We start from the raw sequence: 24,040 nt of genomic DNA on the forward strand, positions 1-24,040 counted from the left end.
GAGAGACATGACCATCACCGAGACGAGGCCGGGCCTCTCACTGTTCGAGGTTCCGCCACGCTCCGCGGATGCCACGCACATGTACGCGACGCTGTTCGAGAACGCCCAGCGAGTCGAGCAGCTGGGGTTCGAGTCCTATTGGCTCGCCGAAGGCCACTTCTCAGCGATCGGATCCCCATCGGCCCTCACGCTGCTCGCCGCGCTCAGTCAGCGGACGACCCGTCTGCGTCTCGGCACCGCCGTCGTGCCGCTCGCGCTCGACAACCCGCTTCGGGTCGCGGAGACGGCGGCGCTGGTGAACACCCTCAGCGGCGACCGTCTCGAGCTCGGGGTGGGCAAGGGCAACCCCGGAGGCTTCTCGACCGCCGCGTACCACGCGTTCGGTCTCGACGAAACGGAACGCGAAGGCCTCTATGCGCAGACCCTCGATCGCCTGCGTGCGGCTTTCCTCCACACGGAGACCGGCTCGGACGGGAGCGAGTACGACCTGTATCCGCCCTCCGGCACGCTGCCTGGTCGGATCTGGCAGGCCACGGCGAACGTGCGCACCGCCCGCGCGGCCGGGGTGTCCGGAGACGGGTTGCAGCTGCACCGCCTCGTTCGCGGTGCCGACACCGGGCAGGCTCAGAGACCACTCGTCGACGCCTACCTCGACGCACTCGACCCCGCGGCGACGCCGAGGATCGGAGTCTCACGGTCGATCCTTCCCGCCCGCGACGAGGCCGAGGCGATCAGGCTCTTCACTCAGCACCTGACCGAGAGCCCTCGGGCACTCCCCGGCGTCGACACGAGTGGATCGGCCGAGGAGGTGCTGCGCGCCTCGTCGATCCTCTACGGGTCACCGGCGCAGATCGTCGACGCGCTCCTCTACGATCCCACCGTCGCATCCTCGACCGATTACCTGTTCAGCATCCCGCTCGGATACGACCGCCCCGAGTACCGCGAGAGCTTCGTGCGGATCGCCGAGGAGATCCACCCCCACCTTCCCGTGGCGCACCTGGGCAAGGCGGGCGCGGTCACGGCGTGATCCCCCGTGCGGGGGATGCCGCAGCATCCGCCTTCGATCTACGGTGGGGGAATGCCCGCAGCGCCGTTCACCCGCACGCCCAGTGTCCGCGAGCAGCGCAGCGACCTCATTCTCGCCGCCGTGATGTTCGTGGGCGCGGTGCTGAGCGCCGCCCTCTCTACGGTCGCCGAGATCTACGGCGACACCAGGGCTGAGCCCTGGACCGCACTCGTCTACGCGGTCGCCGTCACCGTGCCGCTCGGCGTGCGGCGTCGGTGGCCCGGCCCCGTCGCGGTGGCGGTGTGCGTCGCCTACTTCCTCGCGATCTCGTTCCAGGTGCCCGAGATCTACGTCGGCAACATCGCCATGTTCGTGTCGCTGTACACGGTGGGCGCGTGGATGAACAACCGCAGAGCCGCGATGATCGTGCGCGTCTCGATCATCGTCGGCATGTTCGTCTGGCTCATCATCACGATGTACCGCCAGGCGATCGAGGAGGCTGACAAGGCCGAGGTCGCAGCCGGCCTGCTCTCGCCCTATCTGGCCTTCATGCTCATCCAGCTGCTGCTGAACGTGCTCTACTTCGGCGGTGCGTACTACTTCGGCGAGCGCTCGTGGCATGCCGCGCAGGAGCGTCAGGTGCTCGAACAGCGCACGGCCGAGCTCGAGAGGGAGCGCGAGGTGACCGCAGCTCAAGCCGTCGCCCTCGACCGCGTGCGAATCGCCCGCGAGCTGCATGACGTGGTCGCCCATCACGTCTCGGTCATGGGCGTTCAGGCGGGTGCCGCTCGTCTCGTGATCGACCAGGACCCGGAGAAGTCCAAGAGCATCCTGACGGGCATCGAAGGGTCGGCGCGCGATGCCATCCACGAGCTGCGTCAGCTGCTCGAGACTCTGCGCTCGCCCGGCAGCGAGACACCGGATGCCGGGTCGACCGTGACCCTCGACGACATCCGCTCGCTGGTCGAGGCGTCGGTCGAGGCCGGGCTCCCCACCGACTACGCGGTGATCGGCGAGCCGGTCGCCGTGCCGTCGGTCGTCGCCGTCAACCTGTACCGGATCACGCAGGAGTCGCTGACCAACGCCCGGCGTCACGCCGGGGTCGGTGCCACCGCCGACGTGCGCGTCCGCTACGACGACGAGGGCGTCGAGGTCGAGGTCGTCAACACCGGTCGAGCGGTCGCCGTGCTGCGACCGGGTCTGGGTCAACTCGGCATGCGCGAGCGGGCTGCGGCATCGGGCGGCAGCCTCGAAGTGACCCCGCGCCCCTCGGGCGGGCTGCGCGTGCGGGCGCGGGTGCCGCTGGCCGGTACGACGTCACTGGCCGGTCCGACGTCACTGGCCGGCACGGCCTCATCGGCCGGCAGAGCGCCCGCCATTCCTCACCCCTCGCAGACCGACCGGCTGACCGAGACGAGCCCCTCCTCATGACCACGCCAGCCCCTCCGATCCGCGTTCTTCTCGTCGACGACCACGCGATGCTGCGTGCCGGGTTCCGGACGATCCTCGACACGCAGCCCGACATCACGGTCGTGGGCGAGGCGGCGACCGGCGCCGAGGCGCTGACGCAGGCATCCGCTCTGCATCCCGACGTGATCACGATGGACGTGCAGATGCCCGACATGGACGGCATCGAGGCGACCAGGCGGATCATCGCCGACCCCGCGATCGCCGCGGCCATCGCGATCGTCACGACGTTCGACCGCGACGACTACCTCTATCAGGCGCTGGATGCGGGAGCGAGCGGCTTCCTCCTCAAGAACGCCGGAGCCGAGGACCTCATCAGCGCGGTCCGCGCACTCGCCGCGGGAGACGGGATGCTGGCGCCCGAGGTCACCCGCCGGGTGCTCGCCCGGTTCGCCCACGTTCCCGCGCCGGAGGCAGCTCCGGCATCCGCCCCCATCGTCAGCCCCGCAGCCCCTGTGGTGCTCGCCGACCCGCTCACCGACCGCGAGGCGGAGGTTCTCATGCTGCTCGCGGATGCCCGCAGCAACGCCGAGATCGCGAGCGCGCTGTTCATCGGCGAGGCGACCGTGAAGACCCACGTCTCACGCGTGCTGCAGAAGCTCGGCGCCCGCGACCGTGTGCAGGCTGTCGTGCTCGCGCACCGCATGGGACTCGCGTAACCGCGGCTGCGCCCGCGACCTCAACCCCGACCGCGGCCCCGATACGCTCGGAGGATGCCGACCGCCGCACCCCTCTCCCGACCTGTCCTGGCGGGGATCGTCACCGCACTGGTCGGGTTCACGAGCTCGTTCGCCGTCGTACTCACGGGCCTCAGCGCGGTCGGCGCGACTCCGGCCCAGGCGGCCAGCGGACTGCTCGCGGTCAGTCTCACGATGGGACTCGCGTGCGTCGTCCTCGCCTGGCGGTATCGGATGCCGATCACCGTGGCCTGGTCGACTCCCGGCGCTGCACTGCTCGCCGCGACCGGCGTCATCGAGGGAGGCTGGTCGGCCGCAGTCGGCGCGTTCCTCGTCGCGGCGGCGCTGATCCTGCTCACGGCGCTCTGGCCGGCCCTCGGCGCGCTGATCGCGCGCATCCCTCCCTCCATCGCGCAGGCGATGCTCGCCGGCGTCCTGCTGCCCCTGTGCCTCGCGCCGATCACCGGTCTCGTCGCCAACCCCTGGGGCGTGGTGCCGGTCGTGCTGACCTGGCTGGTCTTCTCTCGTCTCGCACCGCGGTGGGCGGTTCCGCTGGCCTTCCTCGCGGCGGCGGTCGTGGTCACCGTCTCGCTCATCCAGGCGGGCGCCCCGGTCGACGCCGGACTGCTGGTCCCCCGCCTCGAACTCACGGCGCCCACCTTCACGCTCGGCGCCATGATCGGTGTCGCGCTGCCGCTGTTCATCGTCACGATGGCGTCGCAGAACGTTCCGGGCATCGCCATCATGCGCAGCTTCGGCTACGAGGTGCCCTGGCGACCCGCCATGCTCGTCACCGGCCTCGGCACCGCGCTCGGCGCCACGGCCGGCGGCCACGCGATCAACCTCGCGGCGATCAGCGCCGCGCTCGCGGCATCCCCCGACGCCGATCCCGATCCGAAGCGGCGCTGGGTGGCCGGCGTGTCGACCGGGGCCTCCTACCTCGTGCTCGGCGGGTTCTCGGCTGCGTTCGCCGCGCTCGTGCTCCTCGCACCCGAGGCCGTGATCCCCGCCGTCGCCGGACTCGCGCTGTTCGGGGCGTTCGGGGCGTCCGTGCAGCAGGCGATCGACGACCCGGGCGAGCGCATCCCCGCGGTCGTCACCTTCCTGGTGGCGGCATCCGGCATCTCACTGCTGGGCGTGAGCGCCGCGTTCTGGGCGCTGGTCGCCGGGCTCGTCGTGCGCACGGCCCTGCATGCCGGGCGCCGCTGAGGACTCGGAGAATCCGCTCGGCTAGCGTGGGGGCGTGACCGTTCCCGCTTCAGCGCCCGTCCCGTCCGCCGGCACGCCCGCCGGTCATTTCGACGCCCGTGCACTGCTCGACCCGGTGAACCCCGCCGAGGTCGACGCGTTCGCCCGCGCCCAGCGCGCCGGCAACCGCTCCTCCGCGGGACAGATCGTCGCGTGGGTGGCCGCGGGATTCGCGGTGCTGTGCGTCGTGCCCGTCGTCGGGATCATGATCCTCGGCCTCGGGTACACGATCGGGCGCGGCACCGGGGTCGCGGTCGCCGGACTCCTCGCCCTGCTGCTGTTCGCGGGTCTCATCGTGGGAATCGTGATGCTCGTGCGTCGAGGCATCCGCACGCGCAATCTGACCCGCTTCCGCCTCGCGCGCTTCGCGGGGGCGAACGCGATGAGCTACTTCGAGCGCATCGACGACCCGCCGCTGCCGGGGATGATCTTCTCGAGCGGGTCGAGCCGGATGTCGACCGACGTGCTCCGCGGGGTCAAACCCCGATTCGTCGAGTTCGGCAACTACCAGTACACGACGAGCAACGGCAAGCAGTCGCAGACGCACCGCTGGGGCTACGTCGCCGTCAAGCTCGACGTCCCGCTGCCGAACATCGTGCTCGACGCGCTCGGCAACAACACCCTCGGAAGCACCGTCGCCGGTGCGTTCAGCGGCGACCAGCGGCTCTCGCTCGAGGGCGACTTCGACCGCTACTTCTCGCTGTACTGCCCTGCGGGCTACGAGGTCGACGCCCTCTACCTCTTCACACCCGACGTCATGGCGCGCTTCATCGATCACGCCGCACAGCTCGATGTCGAGATCGTCGACGACTGGCTCTTCCTCTACGCACGTCGCGAGGTGTCGACGCTCGACCCGGCGACCTGGGCGTGGCTGTTCGGCGCGGTCGGCGCTCTGCTGACGAAGCTCGATCAGTGGGCCCGATGGCGCGACGACCGGCTGCGGCTCGCGACGCCGGTCGCGCAGCATCCGTCTCTCCCCGCCTATGGGACCGCAGCTCCGGGGCCCGCGGGAGCCCCGGCACTGCCGTTCGCGGCACCGCAGGGTCTGCTCACCCCTCCTCCTCCCGGTGTCGCCCCTCCGGGTCAGCGCCTCAAGCGCCGAAGCCCGTGGGTGATCGTCGGCATCATCGTCGGGGTCATGCTCGTGGTGACGATGGCCCCGTTCGCGCTCGGCATCTTCTCGTTCCTGTTCCTGCGCTGACCTTTCCTGTTCCGGCACTGATCTTTCCTGGTCCTGCGCTGGGGCACCGGTCTCCCCCGCACGGTGGATGACCGTGCCATCGGGCGAGACGGGCGCGGTGCAGATCATCCGTGCAGATCCACCACAGGGGGGATGCCGCGGTGCCGCGCCCCGCCATAGCGTGAGGGCATGACCACAGGAAAGCTCGTACTGAGCGGCATCACCAAGAGCTACGGCTCGCGGCGTGTGCTCGACGACGTCTCGTTCGAGGTGGCCCCCGGGCGTCTCACCGGGTTCGTCGGCGGCAACGGCGCAGGCAAGACCACGACCATGCGGATCGTCCTCGGGCTGCTCGGGTCCGACGGCGGAACCGTCGAACTCGACGGCAAGACCCTCACCTCCGCCGACCGGCGGCTCTTCGGGTACATGCCGGAGGAGCGGGGCCTGTACCCCAAGATGAAGGTGCTCGAGCAGATCGTGTACCTCGCCCGTCTGCACGGCTTCAGCAAGACGGATGCCGCCACCCGCGCGACCGCGCTGCTCACCGAGCTCGGACTCGAGGAGCGCCTGGGCGACACGATCGAGTCGCTCTCGCTCGGCAACCAGCAGCGCGCGCAGATCGCGGCGGCCCTCGTGCACGACCCCGAGGTGCTGATCCTCGACGAGCCGTTCTCGGGCCTCGACCCGCTCGCGGTCGACGTGGTCGCGTCGGTACTCCAGGCCTCGGCCGCGAAGGGCGCATCGATCCTCTTCTCCTCGCATCAGCTCGACGTCGTCGAGCGGCTGTGCGACGACCTGGTGATCCTCGCCGCGGGGACCATCCGCGCGTCGGGCTCCCGTGACGCGCTCCGCGCCCAGCACGCGGGCAGCCGCTACGAACTCGTCTCGGCGGGAGACGCCGGGTGGCTGCGCGCCGAACCGGGTGTCACCGTGCTCGACTTCGAGGGCGGCTACGCCCTGTTCGACGCCGACGATGCCGAGGTCGCCCAGCGCGTGCTGCGCACCGCCGTCGACCGCGGCGACGTGGCGAGCTTCGCCCCCAAGCATCCCTCTCTCGCCCAGATCTTCAAGGAGGTCATCCAGTGAGCACCTCGAACACCACCGGAAACGCCGGCACGAGCTCGCAGGCCTCGATGATCTGGCTCGTCGCCGAGCGTGAGATCGGCTCGAAGCTGCGCAGCAAGGCTTTCCTGATCTCGACCGGCGTCCTGCTGCTCATCGCGCTCGCCGGCATCGTGATCGGTGGCTTCGCGAGCAAGAACACCGATGCGATGCCGGTGGCCGTGACCTCCGAGACCGCATCCCTCGTGTCGGCGCTGCCCGACACCGAGATCACCGAGGTGTCGGATCAGGCTGCCGCCGAGCAGCTGCTGCGCGATGAGAAGGTCGATGCGGCGGTCCTGCCGGGCGACGGTCCGACCGGCGTCACCGTCGTGGCGCTCAAGGACGCCCCGACCTCTCTCGTGTCGGCGCTGTCGCAGGCCCCGACGGTCGAGATCCTGGAACCTGCGACGACCAACCCGCTGCTGCGGTACTTCATCGCGATCGCCTTCGGCATCGTGTTCATGGGAGCCGCGGCGACCTTCGGCGGCACGATCGCCCAGAGCATTGTCGAGGAGAAGCAGACTCGCGTAGTTGAGATCCTGCTGTCGACCATCTCGGCGCGCACGCTGCTCGCGGGCAAGGTGATCGGCAATACGATCCTCGCGATGGGTCAGATCCTGGCTCTCGCCGCGGTCGCCACGATCGGGCTGATAGCCACCGGCCAACGCGAGGTGCTGTCGACGCTCGGAGCCCCGATCATCTGGTTCGCGGTGTTCTTCCTCTTCGGGTTCATCCTGCTCGCGGCGCTCTTCGCCGCAGCGGCGTCGATGGTCTCCCGCCAGGAGGACATCGGCTCGACGACGACCCCGATCACGATGCTGATCATGGCGCCGTACGTGCTCGTGATCATCTTCAACGACAACCCGCTGGTGCTGACGATCATGTCGTACGTGCCGTTCTCGGCTCCGGTCGGGATGCCGATGCGGCTGTTCGTGGGCGAGGCGCAGTGGTGGGAGCCGTTGCTGAGCCTGGTGATCCTGCTCGCGAGCTGCGTCGCCGCGATCGTGGTCGGCGCGAAGATCTACGAGAACTCGCTGCTGCGCATGGGCTCGCGTGTGAAGCTCGGCGAGGCGCTGCGCGGCTGACCGCCGAGACCCTCCATCGACGAGGCCCCGTCCTGCAGAGATCTGCGGGACGGGGCCTCGTCGTCCCGGGATCGGTCCAGGGTCAGATCAGGCCGTCCGACAGGGTCGTGGGGTTTCCGAAGCGGTGGTTCGTGATCGACACGGCCTGCTCGTGCAGGAACGGCAGCATCTCGACGCGGCCTGCACCCGTGACGGCGTGCGACCAGACCGCGACATCGGGAGTTCCGCCGAGGGCCTCGAACAGAGCGGAGGCGTCGCCGCCCACGAGGCGCACCCGCTGCCAGCTGTGCTCGGCCTTCGCCGCAGCCTTGGTGAAGCGCTTGACCCACGCCGCATCCTTCTCGTGCGTCACCGTGATGCCTTGCGCACGCAGCGCCTTCTCGACGCGCGAGGGCAGAGCAGGAGCCGAGACGGTGAACGGGCTGCCGCTGCGCAGTGCTGCGGCGATCACGCGGATGCCGTCGGCCAGAGCCGCGGTCTCCCCGATGCGCACGTCGGCGGCGACGGGACGATACCGGAACACGTTGCGCTCGACGCCGAGACCGGACTTGTCGCTGACGGTGCCGAACTCGGTGGTCCATGCACGCTCATCCGCGGCGGCCGCACGGTGCAGCCACTCGATCTCGACGGCGCCGAGGTCGGAGCCGGCGGCGGCGAGCAGGGCGTCGACGGCGGGGATCACGGCAGCGCCGGGGGCCGAGGCGGGGAGCTCTGCGGGGGCCCAGTCGCCGAGGCCGAACAGGTAGTTCGGTCCACCGGCCTTCGCGCCCGCTCCCACGGCCGACCGCTTCCAGCCGCCGAACGGCTGGCGCTGCACGATCGCGCCGGTGATGCCGCGGTTGACGTAGAGGTTGCCGGCCTCGACCCGTTCGAGCCACGTGGCGACCTCATCGGAGTCGAGCGAGTGGATGCCGGCGGTGAGGCCGTAGTCCACCGCGTTCTGCAGACGGATCGCCTCGTCGAGGTCCTTCGCGTGCATGATGCCGAGCACGGGACCGAAGAACTCGGTCAGGTGGGTGGTCGAGCCGGGTGCGACGCCGATCTTGACGCCGGGCGTCCACTGCTTTCCCTCGTCATCGAGCTTCTTCGGCTCGACGAGCCAGCGCTCACCTCGCTCGAGGGTCGTCAGCGCGGTCAGCAGCTTGCCGTTCGCCGGCTCGATGATCGGTCCCATCTGCGTCGCCGGGTCTTCGGGCAGACCGACGCGCATCGAGGTGACGGCGTCGACCAACTGGCGCTCGAACCGCTTCGAGTCGGCCACGGAGCCGACCAGGATCGCGAGCGATGCCGCCGAGCACTTCTGGCCGGCGTGACCGAAGGCGCTGCGGGCGACGTCGGCGGCCGCGAGGTCGAGGTCGGCCGACGGCGTGACGATGATCGCGTTCTTGCCGCTGGTCTCGGCCAGCAGCGGCAGGTCGGAGCGGAACGACCGGAACAGCTGCGCCGTCTCGTAGGCGCCGGTGAGGATCACGCGGTCGACCTCGGGGCTCGCGACCAGACGGGTGCCGAGGTCGCGGTTCGCGAGGTCGACGAGCGCGAGCAGGTCGCGCGGCACGCCCGCGGCCCACAGCGCCTCGACCATCACGGCGCCGCAGCGCTGGGTCAGCTTGGCGGGCTTGATGACGACCCCCGAGCCGGAGGCGAGACCGGCGAGCACTCCACCCGCGGGGATCGCGACGGGGAAGTTCCACGGCGGCGTCACCACGGTCACCTTCGAGGGCACGAACTCGGCGCCGTCGACGGTCTCGAGGTCGAGCGCGCGCTCGGCATAGTAGTGCGCGAAGTCGATCGCCTCCGAGACCTCGGGGTCGGCCTCGGCGATCGTCTTGCCCGCCTCGTGGGCCATGATCTCGATCAGCTGACCGCGGCGGGCGGCGAGCTCGTCTCCCGCGCGGTGCAGCACGGCGGCGCGCTCGGCCGCAGGAAGGGCTGCCCAGGTCGACGCGGCGGCGGATGCGGCGGCGAAGATGCCGTCGAGCTCGTCGGTCGTCTCGACCTTGGCGAGGGCGATCGAGTCGAGACCGAGCGTCGAGTCCACCGAGCGCGCCAGTATCTCGCGACCCCAGGCGCGGTTCGCGGCGATCGCCGGATCGCTGTCCGGCTTGTTCTCGAAACCGGTGGTCACGGCATCCGACTGTGCTGCCGCCTCCGCGGCGCGGTCCTGCACGCGGTTCGACGACGGCACCGAGCGGTCGGCCTCGAGGCCGGCGAGAGAACGCTCGAAGCGCTCACGCTCGCGGGTCAGGAGCGCGGGGTCGGAGGCCAGCTCGAACACGGCCGACATGAAGTTCTCGGGGCTGGCGTTCTCTTCGAGGCGGCGCACGAGGTAGGCGATCGCGACGTCGAACTCGGCAGGGTTCACCACGGGTGTGTACAGCAGCAGCTGGCCGACGTCCTTGCGGACGGCCTCGGCCTGGCCGGTCGCCATGCCGAGGAGCATCTCGTACTCCACGGCATCCGTCACGTTCCGGGCCTTGGCGAGCAGCCACGTGTAGGCGATGTCGAACAGGTTGTGTCCCGCGACGCCGATGCGCACGGCATCCAGTCGCTCCGGCGTCATCGACCAGTCGAGCACGCGCTTGTAGTTCGTGTCGGAGTCCTGTTTGGTGCCGTAGGTCGCGAGAGGCCAGCCGTGCACCTTCGAGTCGACCTCTTCCATGGCGAGGTTGGCGCCCTTGACGACGCGCACCTTGATGGGCGCTCCGCCCTTCGCCCGGCGGGCGGTCGCCCACTCCTGCAGCTGCTGCATCGCGCCGAGCGCGTCGGGCAGGTAGGCCTGCAGCACGATGCCGGCTTCGAGATTCTCGAACCCCGGCTGGTCGAGGATGCTGGTGAACGCCGCGATCGTGAGGTCGAGGTCGCGGAACTCCTCCATGTCGAGGTTGATGAACTTGGTCTTGCCTGCGGCCTCGGAGGCTGCGGCGAGCTCGTACAGCGGAGTGAGCTTGGTGACGACGTCGGCCACGGCCTCGTCGAACGACCACATCGACAGCTGACTGACGACGCTCGAGACCTTGATCGAGACGTAGTCCACGTCCTTGCGGGCGAGGAAGTCGTACGTGCCCTGCAGACGACGACCTGCCTCGCGCTCACCGAGCACGGCCTCGCCGAGGAGGTTGAGGTTGAGTCGGTTGCCGCTCTTGCGCAGCTTGGCGATCGCGGGGCCCAGCTTCGACGGCGTCGCGTCGAGCACGAGGTGACCGACCATGGCGCGCAGCACGCGGCGGGAGATCGGCACGACGACGCCGGGCAGCCTGGGAGCCCAGAACCCACCGGTCCTGATCGCGGCGCGGAGGTAGCCGGGAAGCAGTGACGGGGTGATCTCCGACAGCTCGGCGAGGGTGCGCCCGGCGACGCTGAGGTCTTCGGGACGCATCACTCCGTCGACGAAGCCGACGGTGAAGGCGAGGCCGTTCGGGTCCTTGAGGACTTCGGAGAGGCGCTGGGCGGCGGGCTCGACGGGGTGGGTCTCGCTCTCGGCGAGCCAGCGCTGCACGAGGGCCGCGACCTCTTCGGTGCGCGGTGCGGCGGCAGGAGTGGTGGTGTCGGCGACGACAGTCATCAGGGTGAACCTTCCAGGGGATCGCACACCCGGGTACGTGTGCGGCTCGATCATTGTCAGACGCGCGAGTAGGCTACGTCTATCAACCGATTCGAGTGATTTCTGTTCAGTTTCGATGAACGATTTCGCCGGTGCGAAAGAAGTGCGGATGCTCGACGTCAATCGACTGCGGATGCTGGTCGAACTGTCCCGTCGGGGCACCCTCTCGGCGGTCGCCGACGCACTCTCGTACAGCAAGGCATCCGTGTCTCAGCAGCTCAGCGCGCTCGAACGCGAGGTGGGCGTCGCGCTGCTGCGCCGCGTAGGCCGAGGCGTGCAGTTCACGCCGCAGGGGAATGTGCTCGTGGCCGAGGCGATCGGCATCCTCGATCAGCTCGAGCACGCCGAGGTCGCGGTCGCCGAGTCGCTCACCGAGGTCACCGGCACGGTGCACATCGCCGTGTTCCAGTCGACGGCGCATTCCCTGCTTCCCGGGGCGCTCAACACACTGCGCGAGCAGCATCCGGCTCTGCGCGTCGAGGTCACCGAGAGCGATCCCGAGACCGGGCTCGTGGGCGTCTCGAGCCGCGACTTCGATCTGATCCTCGCCGAACAGTACCCGGGCCGCACCCGTCCGATCCACGCCGACCTCGACCGCGTGGTGCTCGTGCACGACTCGATCGCATTGGCACGACAGCCCGGGGCGGAAGAGGCGACGGATGCCACGGCCGCCGACGCCACAGCCGCACTGTTGTCGACCAGGGATGAGCCATGGGTGCTCGAACCCGCAGGCACCGCGTCCCGTGCGTGGGCGGAGCAGCTCTGCCGCACCGCGGGCTTCGAACCCGACGTGCGCTTCGAGGTCGCCGATCTCACCGCTCACGTGCGCCTGATCCGCGCCGGTCTCGCGGTCGGTCTGCTCCCCGAGCTCGTCTGGGCCGGCGAGGCGCCGACCGTCGCACTCACCCCGCTCCCCGACGAGCCGCGGCGGGAGATCTTCTCATCGGCCAGGCGCGTGTCGGCGGCGGCTCCGTCGATTCGCGCGGTGCGGCGAGCGCTCGCGTCTGCCGCCTCCCGCAACCTGCTCGACTGACGCCAGCCCCCTGCTCCTGCTCCAGCCCCTGCGTCACGAACGTTCGGGTGACGTCATCTCGCGTCATCGGGAATATGCGCGCACATACATCCGTTGATACGCGTGTACGCGGACGAAGGAGTCCGATTCGACTCCTTTCCGAAAGGCACTTCCGTGAGCACTCCCGTGATCGACCGCACCGCCCCCACCGAGCACCCCGTCCTCGACGTCCTCGCCGGGCGCTGGAGCCCCCGCGCCTACGACGCGGAGAACACGATCGACGACGCCAAGCTGAACGCCGCCCTCGAGGCCGCGCGCTGGTCGCCCTCCGCCTACAACCTGCAGCCCTGGCGCTTCATCGTCGCGCGTCGCGGCACCGCCCTGTTCGACCAGGTCGTCGACTCGCTGGTCGAGTTCAACCAGCTCTGGGCCTCGAAGGCGTCGGCGCTCATCGTCGCGATCGCCGAGACCGAGTCCGAAGAGGGCAAGGCCATCAGCCACGCGGTCTACGACCTCGGCCAGGCCGTCGCGCACTTCTCGGTGCAGGCCCACCACGAGGGTCTCCTCGTGCACCAGATGAGCGGCTTCGACCCCGAGGTCATCCGCGAGTTCGCCGACCTGTCGCCGCGATTCTCGGCCCTCACCGTGATCGCCGTCGGCGAGTACGGCGATGCCGCCGGCCTTCCCGAGGGCCTGCAGCAGGGCGAGACCGCACCGCGCGTGCGTCGTCCGATCGACGAGACGGTCATCCTCAGCGCCTGACGCTCAGCCGCACCGCCGAAGGGCGCCATCCGATATACCGGGTGGCGCCCTTCGTGCGTGCGCCGCCCAGACCTAGACTCGTGCGCATGGCGATTCAGCGAAGGATCAAATCGGTCGAGCAGTCGATGGCCGAGACGCACGACGAGAAACGCTCGCTGAAGCGCTCCCTCGGGGTCTGGGACCTCGCGGTCATGGGCGTCGCGGTCGCCGTCGGCGCCGGCATCTTCTCGGTCGGCGCCGAGGCGTCTGCCCGCCACGCGGGCCCCGCGGTGATCATCTCGTTCATCATCGCCGCGGCCGTCTGCGGCCTCGCGATCCTCTGCTACGCCGAGTTCGCGTCCTCCATCCCGGTCGCGGGCTCCGCGTACACCTTCACCTACTCGACGCTCGGCGAGTTCCTCGCGTGGATCATCGGCTGGGACCTCATCCTCGAGATGCTGATGGCGTCGGCCGTGATCGCGAAGTACTGGGGCGTGTACCTGGGCGACGCCGTGTCGCTGTTCGACCTCGAGATCCCGATGACCCTGCAGCTCGGGCCCCTCTCGTTCGACTGGGGCCCCGTCGTCATCGTCGCGATCTTCACGGTGCTGCTCGCTCTCGGCACCCAGCTGTCGAGCCGTGTGAACAGCGTGTTCACGGTCATCAAGGTCGCGATCGTGCTGTTCGTCATCGTGGTCGGCTTCTTCTTCGTGAACGGCGCCAACTACACCCCGTTCGTGCCGCCTGCCGAATCGGGCGCCGCCTCCGAGAGCGCGTGGACGCAGTCCCTCTTCTCGTTCATGACGGGCTCCGACCCGACGATGTACGGCGTCTTCGGCATCCTCAGCGGTGCTGCGCTGGTGTTCTTCGCGTTCATCGGCTTCGACGTCGTCGCGACCAGCGCCGAGGAGACCAAGGACCCCAAGCGCACGGTGCCCCGCGGCATCATCCTCGGTCTGATCATCGTCACCGTGCTCTACGTGATGGTCGCGATCGTCATCACCGGCATGGTCTCGTACACCGAACTCGCGAAACTCGACGAGCCGTCGCTCGCGAGCGCCTTCGAGCTGGTCGGGGCCACCTGGGCTGCCCAGGTCATCGCGATCGGCAGCCTCGTCGGCCTCACCACCGTCGTCATGGTGCTTCTCATGGGCCTCGCCCGCGTCGTGTTCGCGATGAGCCGTGACGGCCTGCTGCCCCGTTCACTGAGCGTCACCGACGCCAAGCGCGGCACGCCGATCCGCATCCAGCTGATCGTCGGCGTGATCATCGCGATCATCGCCGGGTTCACCGATGTGCAGGTGCTCGGCGACATGATCAACATCGGCACCCTGTCGGCGTTCGTGCTCGTGAGCATCGGCGTGCCGATCCTGCGCAAGAGCCGCCCCGACCTCGAGCGTCCGTTCACGGTGCCGTTGTCGCCGTGGCTGCCGTGGATCTCGGCGCTCGCCTGCTTCTGGCTCATGCTCAACCTGAGCACCGAGACCTGGCTGCGCTTCGCGATCTGGCTCGCGCTCGGCCTGATCATCTACTTCGCGTACTCGCGGCGACACTCGATCATCGGCCGCGAACTCGAAGCCGATGCGCTGAAGGGCATCCGGCGACCGACCGGAAGCTGACACGATCCCGCACAGAGAAGAGGGGCGGATGCCGCGGCATCCGCCCCTCTTCGTGTCCACTCGCCTGCCGGAACCCGCCGTCTCGCTCTAGTCGAGGAGCTCTGCCTCGATCACGTCATCGTCGTCCGGCTCGGTCCCCGAGTCCGGCTCCGGTGCGGTCGAGGTGAGCACGAGGCCCGTGCCGTCGGCCGCCACGTCGACGCGCACCAGGTCGCCGTCGTGCACCCCACCCGAGAGCAGAGCCGTCGCCAGCTTGTTCTGCACCTCGGTCTGGATGAGGCGTCGCAGCGGACGCGCACCGAACATCGGGTCGTATCCGCGCTCGGCGAGCCACGACCGCGCGTCCGGCGTGACCGCGAGCGTGAGCCGCCGATCGCGCAGCCGGTTGTGCAGCTGGTCGATCGAGAGCTCTACGATCTGTGCGAGGTCGTCCTGGCTGAGCGCCGAGAACATCACGATGTCGTCGAGGCGGTTGAGGAACTCCGGACGGAACGCCTGGTGCACGAGCGCCATCACCTGCTCGCGCTTCTCATCGGGAGACAGGGTCGGGTCGATGAGGATCGGCGAGCCGAGGTTCGACGTGAGGATCAGGATGACGTTCGAGAAGTCGACCGTCCGGCCCTGTCCGTCGGTCAGACGACCGTCGTCGAGCACCTGGAGCAGCACGTCGAACACCTCGGGGTGCGCCTTCTCGACCTCGTCGAGCAGCACGACGCTGTAGGGACGCCGCCGCACCGCCTCGGTGAGCTGACCGCCCTGCTCGTAGCCGACGTACCCGGGAGGGGCGCCGACGAGCCGGGAGACGGAGTGCTTCTCGCCGTACTCCGACATGTCGATGCGCACCATGGCGCGCTCGTCGTCGAACAGGAAGTCCGCGAGGGCCTTCGCGAGCTCGGTCTTTCCGACGCCGGTCGGCCCGAGGAACAGGAACGAGCCGGTCGGGCGCCCTGGGTCGCTGATGCCCGCACGCGAACGCCGCACGGCGTCTGACACCGCCTTGACGGCATCCTTCTGGCCGATCAGACGACGGCCGAGCTCGGACTCGAGGTGCAGCAGCCGTTCGCTCTCGCCCTGCAGCAGACGGCCGACCGGGATGCCGGTCCACGCCGCGATCACGGCGGCGATGTCCTCGTCGGTGACCTGCTCGTTGACCATGCGCCCCTCGCTCGAGACGGCGGCTTCGGCCTGTTCGGCCTCGGCGATCTCGCGCTCGAGGCGCTTGATCGTCTCGTACTCGAGCTTCGAGGCACGGGTGTAGTCGGCCTCGCGCATCGCGAGATCGCGCTGCGTGACCGCGTCGTCGAGCTTCTTCTTCAGGTCGCCGACCCGGTTCAGACCCTGACGCTCGCGCGCCCAGCGTGCCTCGAGGTCGGCGAGCTGCGCCTCCATGCCCACGAGCTGCTCTCGGAGCGCGGCGAGGCGCTCCTTGGAGGCTGCGTCCTTCTCGCGCTTGAGGGCGAGCTCTTCGAGCTTCATGCGATCGACCTGGCGCTTGAGCTGGTCGATCTCGACGGGGGACGAGTCGATCTCCATCTTGAGCCGTGACATCGACTCGTCGATCAGGTCGATCGCCTTGTCGGGGAGCTGCCGGGCGGGGAGGTAGCGGTTCGAGAGCGCAGCGGAGGCGACCAGGGCGCTGTCCGAGATCGTCACACCGTGGTGCGCCTCATACCGGCCCTTGAGTCCGCGGAGGATCGCGATGGTGTCCTCGACCGTGGGCTCGCCGACGTAGACCTGCTGGAAGCGGCGCTCGAGCGCGGCATCCTTCTCGATGAACTCGCGGTACTCGTTGAGCGTCGTGGCTCCGATCAGGCGCAGCTCGCCGCGGGCGAGCATGGGCTTGAGCATGTTCGACGCCGCCACCGAGCCTTCGCCGCCACCGGCACCCATGAGCACGTGCAGCTCGTCGATGAAGGTGATGATCTGCCCGTCGGACTCGGTGATCTCTTTCAGGACGCTCTTCAGGCGCTCCTCGAACTGGCCGCGGTACATCGCACCGGCCACGAGCGCCGAGATGTCGAGCGACACCAGCTCCTTGTCCTTGAGGGACTCGGCGACGTCGCCCGCGACGATGCGCTGGGCGAGTCCTTCGACGACGGCGGTCTTGCCGACGCCGGGCTCGCCGATCAGCACCGGGTTGTTCTTGGTGCGGCGGGTGAGCACCTGGCTGACGCGCCGGATCTCACTGTCCCGTCCGATGACGGGGTCGAGCTTGCCCTGACGGGCGCGGTCGGTGAGGTTGATCCCGAACTGCTCGAGGGCGGACTGCTGGTCGTCGTTCTGTGCGCTCTGTGGGCCTGGCATGTGTTCCTCCTGGGAGACTCCTTCTGGTCACGTTCTCGTGGATGCAGTCCGCAAAGTTGAGTGGACTTGACTCAAGTTTACCTCAGAGTCAGCGCGGCGTCCAGGATCACCCGGGCAACCTCGCGCTTGGTACCTGCGGCGGAGGCCACGACCTCGCCGCGCTCCCCGACGATCTCGACCGCGTTGTCGGGCCTCTCGAAACCCTGCTCCGCGTTCGCGAGGTTGACGGCGAGCAGGTCGACGCCCTTGCGCTCGCGCTTGCGGCGAGCGCGGTCGCGTCGCTCGTCCACACTCTCCGAGGTCTCCGCCGCGAAGGCGACGATCGCCTGCCCCTCGGGTGCTGCACCATCGGCTCTGGCCGAGGCCAGGGCCGCGACGACATCCTCGTTCTCGACGAGCTCGAGATGCGTGAGCAGTCCCTGCTCCTTCGTGAGCTTCTGGGCCGAGACGGATGCCGGTCGGTAGTCGGCGACCGCCGCGGCCATGATCACGATGTCGGCCGACCGGGCGGCATCCTTCATCGCCGTCGAGAGCTCGGCGGCCGTTCCCACGGAGACGACCCGGACCGACGGATGCCGCGCAGCGGCCAGCACGTCACCCGAGACGTTCGCCGCGACCACGGTCACCTCTGCGCCTCGCGCGGCCGCGTCGGCGGCCAACGCGATGCCCTGGCGCCCGCTCGAGCGGTTGCCGAGGAACCGCACGGGGTCGATCGGCTCACGGGTGCCGCCGGCCGAGATCACGACGCGCAGCCCATCGAGGTCACGAGGCGCGAGCAGCGCGACGGCGGCCTCGAAGATCGTCTCGGGTTCGGACATGCGCCCCGGTCCGCTGTCGCCTCCGGCGAGCTCGCCGTCCGCGGGACCGACCAGGTGGATGCCACGGGAGACGAGAGTCGCGACGTTCGCCTGCGTGGCCGCGTTGCGCCACATCTCGGCATGCATGGCGGGCGCGAGGAGGACGGGCGCCTCCGTGGCGAGGAGTGTGGTGCCGAGCAGATCGTCGGCGATGCCCGCGGTGATCTTCGCGATCGAGTTGGCGGTCGCGGGCGCGACGATGACGAGGTCGGCTCCCTGGCCGAGCGCCACGTGGCGGACGCGGGCGACGTCGTCGTGCACGCTCGTCGTGACCGGATGCCTGCTGAGCGCCTCCCACGTGGGCGTTCCGACGAAGCGCAGTGCGTCCTCCGTCGGCACCACGGTCACATCGTGACCCGCCTTGGTCAGCAGCCGCACCAGGTGCACTGTCTTGTATGCGGCGATGCCACCCGTAACTCCGACGACGATGTTCACGGTTCGATTCTGCCGCAGCATCCGACGCCACGGGCCCGAGACTGCTCGACCCGCTCCTAGACTGAAACGCGTGTGCACCGTGGTGATCGATGTGGCCGGCCCCGACACCGCGCGTCTGCTCGCGGTGCGCGACGAAGATCCGCAACGCGAGTGGGATGCCCTCGGCGAATGGTGGCCGGACGCCCACCCGGGGGTCTCGGGGATCCGCGACCGGCGAGCCGGCGGCGCCTGGCTCGCAGTCAACCCGGCGGAACGACGTCTCGCCGTGCTGCTCAACCGCGCCGACGTGCTCGACCTCGCCGACGATGTCGCTGTGTCGCGCGGCTCGCTCGCACTCGAGTCCGTCGCGGGCAGATCCCCGATCGCGCCGCTGCCCATGCACGGGTTCAATCTGCTCGAGGTGCGCCCTGAGGGATCCCGCGTGCTGAGCTGGGACGGCGACGAGCTGCGCGAGACGCCGATCAGCGACGGCGTCCACATGATCGCGCACGACGATCTCGACGACACCGATACCCCGCGGATCGCCGCCTGGCTGCCGGAATTCCGCGCGCTGGGCCCGGCCGCCGCCAGCGCGGACTGGACCGGCGAGTGGATATCGCTGCTCGCCTCGTCCGCCCGACTCGACCCCGAGGACGATCGGGCGATCATCCGCGACAACCGTCCGCACGGGTATCCGACCCAGTCCCTGTTGTACTGCACCGCGTCGGTCACACCCGACGGGGTCGACGTCGACTATCGCGCGCTCCCGAGCCCCGGGCACTGGGACCACTGAGACCCCTCAGGCCGCTCAGGTCGATCAGGCCGCGGTGGTCTCCGCGTCGTCGACGCATGAGAAGCGCGCCCGGTAGGCGGTCGGGGTCGTGTCGAGCACACGTGAGAAGTTCTGCCTCAGCACCGCCGCCGACCCGAAGCCGCATTCGTCGGCGATCTGCTCGAGCGACAGGTCGCTGCGTTCGAGCAGTCGTTGGGCGTGCAGAATCCGCTGCCTGGCGAGCCAAGCCGCGGGGGTCGCGCCGTACTCGGCCTTGAACCGGCGCGCGAACGTGCGGGGTGACATCAGCGCCCTGGCCGCGAGCTGATCGACGCCCAGATCGTCGCGCAGATGCTCGACGGCCCAGTCGGCGACCCCGGCGAGCGAATCGCTCGGAACCACCGGGATCGGGCGGTCGATGAACTGCGCCTGACCGCCGTCGCGCTGCGGAGGCACCACCATGCGACGAGCGATGCGGTTAGTCAGCTCGGCACCGAGCTCCTGGCGCAGCAGATGCAGGCAGGCGTCGATCCCGGCGGCTGTGCCGGCGCTCGTGATGATCCGACCGTCCTGCACGAAGAGCACATCGGGGTCGATGTCGATCTGCGGATACATCTCGGCCATGATGTCGGAGTACATCCAGTGCGTGGTCGCACGGCGACCGTCGAGCACTCCCGCAGCACCGAGGATGAACGAGGCGCTGCAGATCGTCAGCAGCCACGCGCCTCTCGCCACCGCGTCACGGGCGACGTCGAGGAGCAGCGGATCGATGTTCGGCCAGTACTCCCGCGGCACCGGGCAGAGCACCACGAGGTCGGCCTCATAGGCGAACGACAGGTCGTGCTCGACGTTGATCGAGAAGCCGAGCTTCGACTGCACGACACCCGGATGCGGGGCGATGACCCGGAAGTCGAAGTTCGGCACCCCGTCGTTCGATCGGTCGAGACCGAAGGCCTCGCAGGCGAGGCCGAACTCGAACGGCGCGAATCCGTCTTGCACGACGCAGGCGACGGTCTTCATAATGACGCTCTCCCCGGGTTGGCAGTTTTCATACGCTCGCAGTCTATTCTGCCACTCGTGGCAGATCAAGAGTGATCGTAGCGTTTCTGCCATGATCCTTCTCATCGCACTCCTCGCACTCGGCGCGTGGGCGCTGATCGCCACCATCGTCGAACTCCGTCGCGACGGATACCGTCACGTACCCACCGACTGGTCGCGCGTCGCCGACCACGACACACTCGACCGCGCCGAGGCGGGGCACACGTACCGCTGAGCTCTGGCGGAGGGTTCAGTACGAGGCTTTCCCGCCCGCCGGGTCCGCGGCTACGCTCGACACCATGAGCGAGCCGCAGCAGCCTCCCGCGCAGCCGTACGGAACTCCCCCGCAAGGGCAGGGGCATCCCGCGCCACCGCCACCCTCGCCTTCGCCTTCGCCCTCGCCCTCGCCCTCGCCCTCGCGTTCGCCCTCGCGTTCGCCTTATCCGGCACAGCAGCCGTCGGGCAATCAGTATCCGGGGCAGCAGCACCCGGCACAGCCGTACGCCGGGCAGCCGCACCCAGGCTCCTCCTCTCCGTCTCAGGCAACCGCCGGCGCGCCGCTCGGCCGCCTCGCGTTCATCGTCGCGCTGGGCGCCCTCGGCATCGCGCTCATCGTCACGATCGCCTACCCGGTGATCATCCGCACTCTCGCCGACCCGTCGTCGATCGGCGCCTTCGGAGCGATCGGCAACGGCCTGGTGCTCGTCGTCGCGATCGTGGCTCTCATCCTCGGTCTCATGTCGGTGCGGCGACCGGGACAGCAGGTGCTCGCAGGCATCGCGATCGGCATCTCCGCGGCCGAGATCACCAGCATCCTCGTCGCGTGGGTCTCGAACCTCTTCTACGCGTTGTCCTATTGAGCGGCCGGAGCCTTCCATGAGCGAACCACAGCAGCCCGCGCAGCAGCCCGATCCGGCCCAGCCGGGCCAGCCGTACTCCCAGCCCGGCCAGCCGTACTCCCAGCCCGGCCAGCCCTACTCCCAGCCCTACGCGCAGCCCGGCCAGCCCTACGGGGCGCCCGCACAGCCGAACGCGCCAGGCGGAGCCGCCCGCACGGGCGCCCTCGGACGAACGGCGTTCCTCATCGCCGTGATCGGGGTGGCGATCGGCCTGCTCTTCCAGCTCGTGACCCCGCTCATGTACATGAGCATCGGCTTCGGAGTCGTCGATGTCCTGTCGAACCTCGTGAACCTGCTCGTCCTCGCGGTCGCCGCAACAGGACTGGTGCTCGGCATCATCGCCCTGCGCCGTCCGGCGCCGCATCTGCTGGCCGCGATCGCGATCGGCCTGGCTGGCAGCACGGTCGTCGGCACGCTCGTCTCGTGGGTGTCGAACCTGTTCTACTACTTCGGATTCTGAGAGTCGGCAGCGCAGAATCCGGTAGCGCTCGGGCTCTGAGAGCGGCGCCTCAGCCGGCGAGCACGCGTTCGTAGACCTCGATCATCGCGGCCGTGCGCGACGACTGGCGGAATGCCTCCGAGACCTCGCGCATCGGCATCGGTGCGGTGCCAGCGGCGATGTCGGATGCTGCGCGGCGCAGCGTCTCGACGAGACCCGCCTTGCGCTGCGCCTCGGTGCCTGCGGCCCCGGGGACGGCCCAGAGCCCGCCGCCGAGCTCGGCCGCGATGTCAGGATCGCTGATGACCGACGGCGTGCCCAGGGTCGCGGCCTCGAACGGCGTCATGCCCTGGGTCTCGAAGCCGATCGAGGTCTGCACGAGAGCGTCTGCGCCAGCGATGCGCGCGAGGGTGTCGGGGTAGCTGAGCTTGCCGGCGAACCGCACGTTCGCCGAGCCTGCGACGATCTTCTCCGCTGCCGACCGCTGCGCCCCGCCGCCGATGATCTCGAGATCCGCGTCGACACCCGAGGCGACGAAGGCCTCGAGGAACGGCAGCAGTCGCTTCTCGGGGCTCATCCGTCCGAGCCACACGAAACGGGGCCGACCGGGCGCGCGATCTGTCGGCGCCGCCGCGAGCGTCGCCTCGCGCACGTCGTCGTCGATGCCGTTCCAGACGACGTCGACCGGGCTGAAGACCCCGTGCTCTTCGAGGCGGCGAGCGAAATGGGTCGAGGGTGCGGTCACGGCTGACGCGCCACTGGCGATGCCGCGCAGGAACGCCCAGCCGTCGGCCCCACCCACCGGCGCCGCGACATCACGCAGCGCTCGGCGCCGCCAGAGGTTCAACACACCGAGCACGGGGCGGTGCAGAGGAGTGACCGCAGCGATGCCGACGTCGACCCGATTGTGCAGGGTGTGCACGACCGGGATGCCGTGGCGCGCGGCGTACCGGTGCCCGATGAACGCGCCCCAGAAGTCGGCCTGCACGTGTACGAGGTCGACCGGCGGACGACGCGTCATCGCGCGATCGAGGAAGCGATCGGTCGCCCGCCCCGGCCAGCTCATCGAGTACTCGCGGTCGACGGTGATCGGCACCGACGGCAGATCGAGGTTCGAGGGGTCCGTGACGTCCGAAGCACGCGACCCGTGCATCTTCGGGGCGACGACGGTCACCGTGTGGCCTGCGCGCTCGAGGAACTCGCGCTGCAGCCGCATCGACACCTGCGCCCCGCCGAGGGAGTCCAGGTGCTGATCGCCGAAGAAGACGATGTGCATGGCGCGGGCCGTCACTCGGGCAGCGGCTCGTCGCGGTACAGCGCCTCGAACGTGTCGAGCGTGCGGTTGATGTCGTGGATGGCGACGCCGTCGAGCGATGCCTGCTGCATCCGCGCGTACTCTCCCGGCGATGCGGTGAGCACATCGGTCAGTCGTGCGGCGAGAGCGTCGGCGTTGCCGGGCTCGAACAGGTAGCCGTTCTCGCCGTCGTGCACGAGATGCGGCAGGGCGACGGCATCCGCTGCGACGATCGGCAGTGCCGAGGCCATGGCCTCCATGGTGGCGATCGACTGCAGCTCGGCGATCGAGGCGATCGTGAAGACGGATGCGCGCGACAGCAGCGCCCGCAGGTCCTCGTCGGTCGTGCGGCCGTGGAAGGTCACCCGATCGGCGAGACCCAGCTGGGTCGCGAGGCTCTCGAGCTGCTTGCGCTGGTCGCCGCCGCCGACGATGTCGAAGGTCGCATCGAGCGCCGGGTCGAGCTTCGTCATGGCCTCGAGGATCACCTCGACCTGCTTCTCGGCGGTCAGGCGTCCGACGAAGATGATGCGGTTCTTCTCGCGAGGAGCGATCACCGGGGTGTACTGCGTACGGTCGATGCCGCAGCTGACGGGGATCACGTTCTCGACGGCGACGGTGCGCTCGAGGAAGTCGGCGGCGCGACGTGTCGGGGTGGTGATCGCGCGAGTCAGGGCGAATGTGCGCTTCGCATCGCCCCAGGCCCAGCGCAGCACGAGGTCGTCGACCCACTTGGGCATGGTCGTGTGGTCGAGGATGTTCTCGGCCATCACGTGGTTCGTGGCGATCACGGGGATGCCGCGCTCGTGCGCGATCCGGGCGAGGCCACGACCGATCACGATGTGCGACTGGATATGCACGACGTCGGGCTGCACGCTGTCGAAGATCTTCCGGGCGTAGTGCTTCACGCGCCACGGCCACACGAAGCGCAGCCAGTCGTGGGGCGCCCAGCGCACCGACGGAAGGCGATGCATGGTCATCGGCTCGCCCTCGATCACCTCGGTCTGCGCGGGGGTGCGGCGGTAGGCCACGTTCGGGGCGACCACGTGCACGTCTTCTCCCCGCTGCACGAGACCTGCTGCGAGGCGCTCCGCGAAGCGGGCGGCGCCGTTGATGTCGGGCGCGAAGGTGTCGCATCCGATCAGGATGCGCAGGGGACGCTGCCCGGGGTCGGGGGCGACGTCGGGAGCACTCGTCGGATCGGAGGTAGAGGAGGACATTCTGCCTTACGGTACGGCGGCCAAAGAGCCCGATCGGGCGCTGGCCACTCTACCCGAGGGCCC

The 24,040-nt window shown here is 69.4% G+C and carries 20 protein-coding genes; 14 read left to right on the forward strand and 6 right to left on the reverse strand.

The annotated features are described in order from the left end of the window. The first annotated feature begins 7 nt into the window (after positions 1-7). The 7 genes from OD997_RS11120 (at position 8) to OD997_RS11150 (ending at position 7,767) form a co-directional block, all read left to right on the forward strand. A complete protein-coding gene (locus OD997_RS11120) occupies positions 8-1,027 on the forward strand; it encodes an LLM class flavin-dependent oxidoreductase (RefSeq protein ID WP_434331625.1) in 1,020 nt (339 codons plus the stop codon). Between the two features lie 51 nt (positions 1,028-1,078). After that, on the forward strand, positions 1,079-2,437 hold the full coding sequence (locus OD997_RS11125) for a sensor histidine kinase (RefSeq protein ID WP_434331626.1): 1,359 nt from the start codon (positions 1,079-1,081) through the stop codon (positions 2,435-2,437). Beyond that, positions 2,434-3,132 carry a response regulator gene (locus tag OD997_RS11130; RefSeq protein ID WP_434331627.1) on the forward strand — a complete coding sequence of 233 codons (699 nt, stop codon included), beginning with the start codon at positions 2,434-2,436 and terminating at the stop codon, positions 3,130-3,132. The genes OD997_RS11125 and OD997_RS11130 overlap by 4 nt, the downstream gene beginning before the upstream one ends. A gap of 54 nt (positions 3,133-3,186) precedes the next feature. Next, complete coding sequence (locus OD997_RS11135) at positions 3,187-4,359, forward strand: benzoate/H(+) symporter BenE family transporter (RefSeq protein ID WP_434331628.1); 1,173 nt, start codon at positions 3,187-3,189, stop codon at positions 4,357-4,359. Positions 4,360-4,393: 34 nt separating this feature from the next. Then, positions 4,394-5,599, forward strand: coding sequence for a hypothetical protein (locus tag OD997_RS11140; protein ID WP_434331629.1), 1,206 nt, complete (start codon positions 4,394-4,396; stop codon positions 5,597-5,599). Positions 5,600-5,767: 168 nt separating this feature from the next. Further along, positions 5,768-6,664 (forward strand): ABC transporter ATP-binding protein, encoded by an 897-nt coding sequence (locus tag OD997_RS11145; protein ID WP_434331630.1) that lies wholly within the window; start codon positions 5,768-5,770, stop codon positions 6,662-6,664. A 47-nt stretch (positions 6,665-6,711) separates the two neighbouring features. Next, a complete protein-coding gene (locus OD997_RS11150) occupies positions 6,712-7,767 on the forward strand; it encodes an ABC transporter permease (RefSeq protein ID WP_434332374.1) in 1,056 nt (351 codons plus the stop codon). Positions 7,768-7,849: 82 nt separating this feature from the next. Here the strand turns inward: OD997_RS11150 and OD997_RS11155 are convergent, their stop codons facing one another. Continuing rightward, positions 7,850-11,329 carry a bifunctional proline dehydrogenase/L-glutamate gamma-semialdehyde dehydrogenase gene (locus OD997_RS11155; RefSeq protein WP_434331631.1) on the reverse strand — a complete coding sequence of 1,160 codons (3,480 nt, stop codon included), beginning with the start codon at positions 11,327-11,329 and terminating at the stop codon, positions 7,850-7,852. Positions 11,330-11,477: 148 nt separating this feature from the next. Between OD997_RS11155 and OD997_RS11160 the strand changes: the two genes are divergently transcribed. The 3 genes from OD997_RS11160 to OD997_RS11170 all read left to right on the forward strand — a co-directional run bounded on the left by OD997_RS11160 (position 11,478) and on the right by OD997_RS11170 (position 14,740). Further along, positions 11,478-12,401: a LysR substrate-binding domain-containing protein gene (locus OD997_RS11160; protein WP_434332375.1), complete on the forward strand. Its 924-nt coding sequence runs from the start codon at positions 11,478-11,480 to the stop codon at positions 12,399-12,401. 153 nt (positions 12,402-12,554) lie between these two features. Next, on the forward strand, positions 12,555-13,142 hold the full coding sequence (locus OD997_RS11165; RefSeq protein WP_434331632.1) for a nitroreductase family protein: 588 nt from the start codon (positions 12,555-12,557) through the stop codon (positions 13,140-13,142). 86 nt (positions 13,143-13,228) lie between these two features. Beyond that, positions 13,229-14,740 (forward strand): APC family permease, encoded by a 1,512-nt coding sequence (locus OD997_RS11170; RefSeq protein ID WP_434331633.1) that lies wholly within the window; start codon positions 13,229-13,231, stop codon positions 14,738-14,740. 87 nt (positions 14,741-14,827) lie between these two features. On the opposite strand, the gene OD997_RS11175 is transcribed toward OD997_RS11170, so the two are convergent. Beyond that, entirely contained in the window at positions 14,828-17,044 is a 2,217-nt protein-coding gene (locus OD997_RS11175; RefSeq protein ID WP_434331634.1) for an ATP-dependent Clp protease ATP-binding subunit, read from the reverse strand. A 77-nt stretch (positions 17,045-17,121) separates the two neighbouring features. After that, positions 17,122-18,336 carry a bifunctional phosphopantothenoylcysteine decarboxylase/phosphopantothenate--cysteine ligase CoaBC gene (gene coaBC, locus OD997_RS11180; RefSeq protein ID WP_434331635.1) on the reverse strand — a complete coding sequence of 405 codons (1,215 nt, stop codon included), beginning with the start codon at positions 18,334-18,336 and terminating at the stop codon, positions 17,122-17,124. Between the two features lie 70 nt (positions 18,337-18,406). On the opposite strand from coaBC, the gene OD997_RS11185 reads away from it, so the two are divergent. Further along, positions 18,407-19,108 (forward strand): NRDE family protein, encoded by a 702-nt coding sequence (locus OD997_RS11185; protein ID WP_434331636.1) that lies wholly within the window; start codon positions 18,407-18,409, stop codon positions 19,106-19,108. A 24-nt stretch (positions 19,109-19,132) separates the two neighbouring features. On the opposite strand, the gene OD997_RS11190 is transcribed toward OD997_RS11185, so the two are convergent. Continuing rightward, positions 19,133-20,107: a GlxA family transcriptional regulator gene (locus OD997_RS11190; protein ID WP_434331637.1), complete on the reverse strand. Its 975-nt coding sequence runs from the start codon at positions 20,105-20,107 to the stop codon at positions 19,133-19,135. Between the two features lie 91 nt (positions 20,108-20,198). Between OD997_RS11190 and OD997_RS11195 the strand changes: the two genes are divergently transcribed. The 3 genes from OD997_RS11195 (at position 20,199) to OD997_RS11205 (ending at position 21,484) form a co-directional block, all read left to right on the forward strand. Then, complete coding sequence (locus OD997_RS11195) at positions 20,199-20,360, forward strand: hypothetical protein (protein WP_164481744.1); 162 nt, start codon at positions 20,199-20,201, stop codon at positions 20,358-20,360. 64 nt (positions 20,361-20,424) lie between these two features. After that, positions 20,425-20,985 carry a hypothetical protein gene (locus OD997_RS11200; protein ID WP_434331638.1) on the forward strand — a complete coding sequence of 187 codons (561 nt, stop codon included), beginning with the start codon at positions 20,425-20,427 and terminating at the stop codon, positions 20,983-20,985. A gap of 16 nt (positions 20,986-21,001) precedes the next feature. Beyond that, positions 21,002-21,484 carry a hypothetical protein gene (locus OD997_RS11205; RefSeq protein WP_434331639.1) on the forward strand — a complete coding sequence of 161 codons (483 nt, stop codon included), beginning with the start codon at positions 21,002-21,004 and terminating at the stop codon, positions 21,482-21,484. A gap of 49 nt (positions 21,485-21,533) precedes the next feature. On the opposite strand, the gene OD997_RS11210 is transcribed toward OD997_RS11205, so the two are convergent. Both OD997_RS11210 and OD997_RS11215 read right to left on the reverse strand, forming a co-directional pair. Beyond that, positions 21,534-22,754, reverse strand: a complete 1,221-nt coding sequence (locus OD997_RS11210; RefSeq protein ID WP_434331640.1) for a glycosyltransferase — start codon at positions 22,752-22,754, stop codon at positions 21,534-21,536. Beyond that, a complete protein-coding gene (locus OD997_RS11215; protein WP_434331641.1) occupies positions 22,751-23,977 on the reverse strand; it encodes a glycosyltransferase in 1,227 nt (408 codons plus the stop codon). Before OD997_RS11215 ends, OD997_RS11210 begins: the two co-directional genes overlap by 4 nt. Positions 23,978-24,040: the final 63 nt, after the last annotated feature.

Origin of the sequence: Microbacterium sp. CGR1 (assembly GCF_051062835.1) — a bacterium.
In the GTDB taxonomy this organism is placed as follows: Bacteria; Actinomycetota; Actinomycetes; order Actinomycetales; family Microbacteriaceae; genus Microbacterium.

Coding starts and splice junctions, on each gene's coding strand:
- OD997_RS11145 (WP_434331630.1), top strand. CDS start 5,768: ATGACCACAGGAAAGCTCGTACTGAGCGGCATCACCAAGAGCTACGGC.
- OD997_RS11215 (WP_434331641.1), bottom strand. CDS start 23,977: ATGTCCTCCTCTACCTCCGATCCGACGAGTGCTCCCGACGTCGCCCCC.
- OD997_RS11125 (WP_434331626.1), top strand. CDS start 1,079: ATGCCCGCAGCGCCGTTCACCCGCACGCCCAGTGTCCGCGAGCAGCGC.
- OD997_RS11170 (WP_434331633.1), top strand. CDS start 13,229: ATGGCGATTCAGCGAAGGATCAAATCGGTCGAGCAGTCGATGGCCGAG.
- OD997_RS11175 (WP_434331634.1), bottom strand. CDS start 17,044: ATGCCAGGCCCACAGAGCGCACAGAACGACGACCAGCAGTCCGCCCTC.
- OD997_RS11150 (WP_434332374.1), top strand. CDS start 6,712: ATGATCTGGCTCGTCGCCGAGCGTGAGATCGGCTCGAAGCTGCGCAGC.
- OD997_RS11155 (WP_434331631.1), bottom strand. CDS start 11,329: ATGACTGTCGTCGCCGACACCACCACTCCTGCCGCCGCACCGCGCACC.
- OD997_RS11130 (WP_434331627.1), top strand. CDS start 2,434: ATGACCACGCCAGCCCCTCCGATCCGCGTTCTTCTCGTCGACGACCAC.
- OD997_RS11200 (WP_434331638.1), top strand. CDS start 20,425: ATGAGCGAGCCGCAGCAGCCTCCCGCGCAGCCGTACGGAACTCCCCCG.
- OD997_RS11135 (WP_434331628.1), top strand. CDS start 3,187: ATGCCGACCGCCGCACCCCTCTCCCGACCTGTCCTGGCGGGGATCGTC.
- OD997_RS11205 (WP_434331639.1), top strand. CDS start 21,002: ATGAGCGAACCACAGCAGCCCGCGCAGCAGCCCGATCCGGCCCAGCCG.
- OD997_RS11160 (WP_434332375.1), top strand. CDS start 11,478: ATGCTCGACGTCAATCGACTGCGGATGCTGGTCGAACTGTCCCGTCGG.
- OD997_RS11120 (WP_434331625.1), top strand. CDS start 8: ATGACCATCACCGAGACGAGGCCGGGCCTCTCACTGTTCGAGGTTCCG.
- OD997_RS11195 (WP_164481744.1), top strand. CDS start 20,199: ATGATCCTTCTCATCGCACTCCTCGCACTCGGCGCGTGGGCGCTGATC.
- OD997_RS11190 (WP_434331637.1), bottom strand. CDS start 20,107: ATGAAGACCGTCGCCTGCGTCGTGCAAGACGGATTCGCGCCGTTCGAG.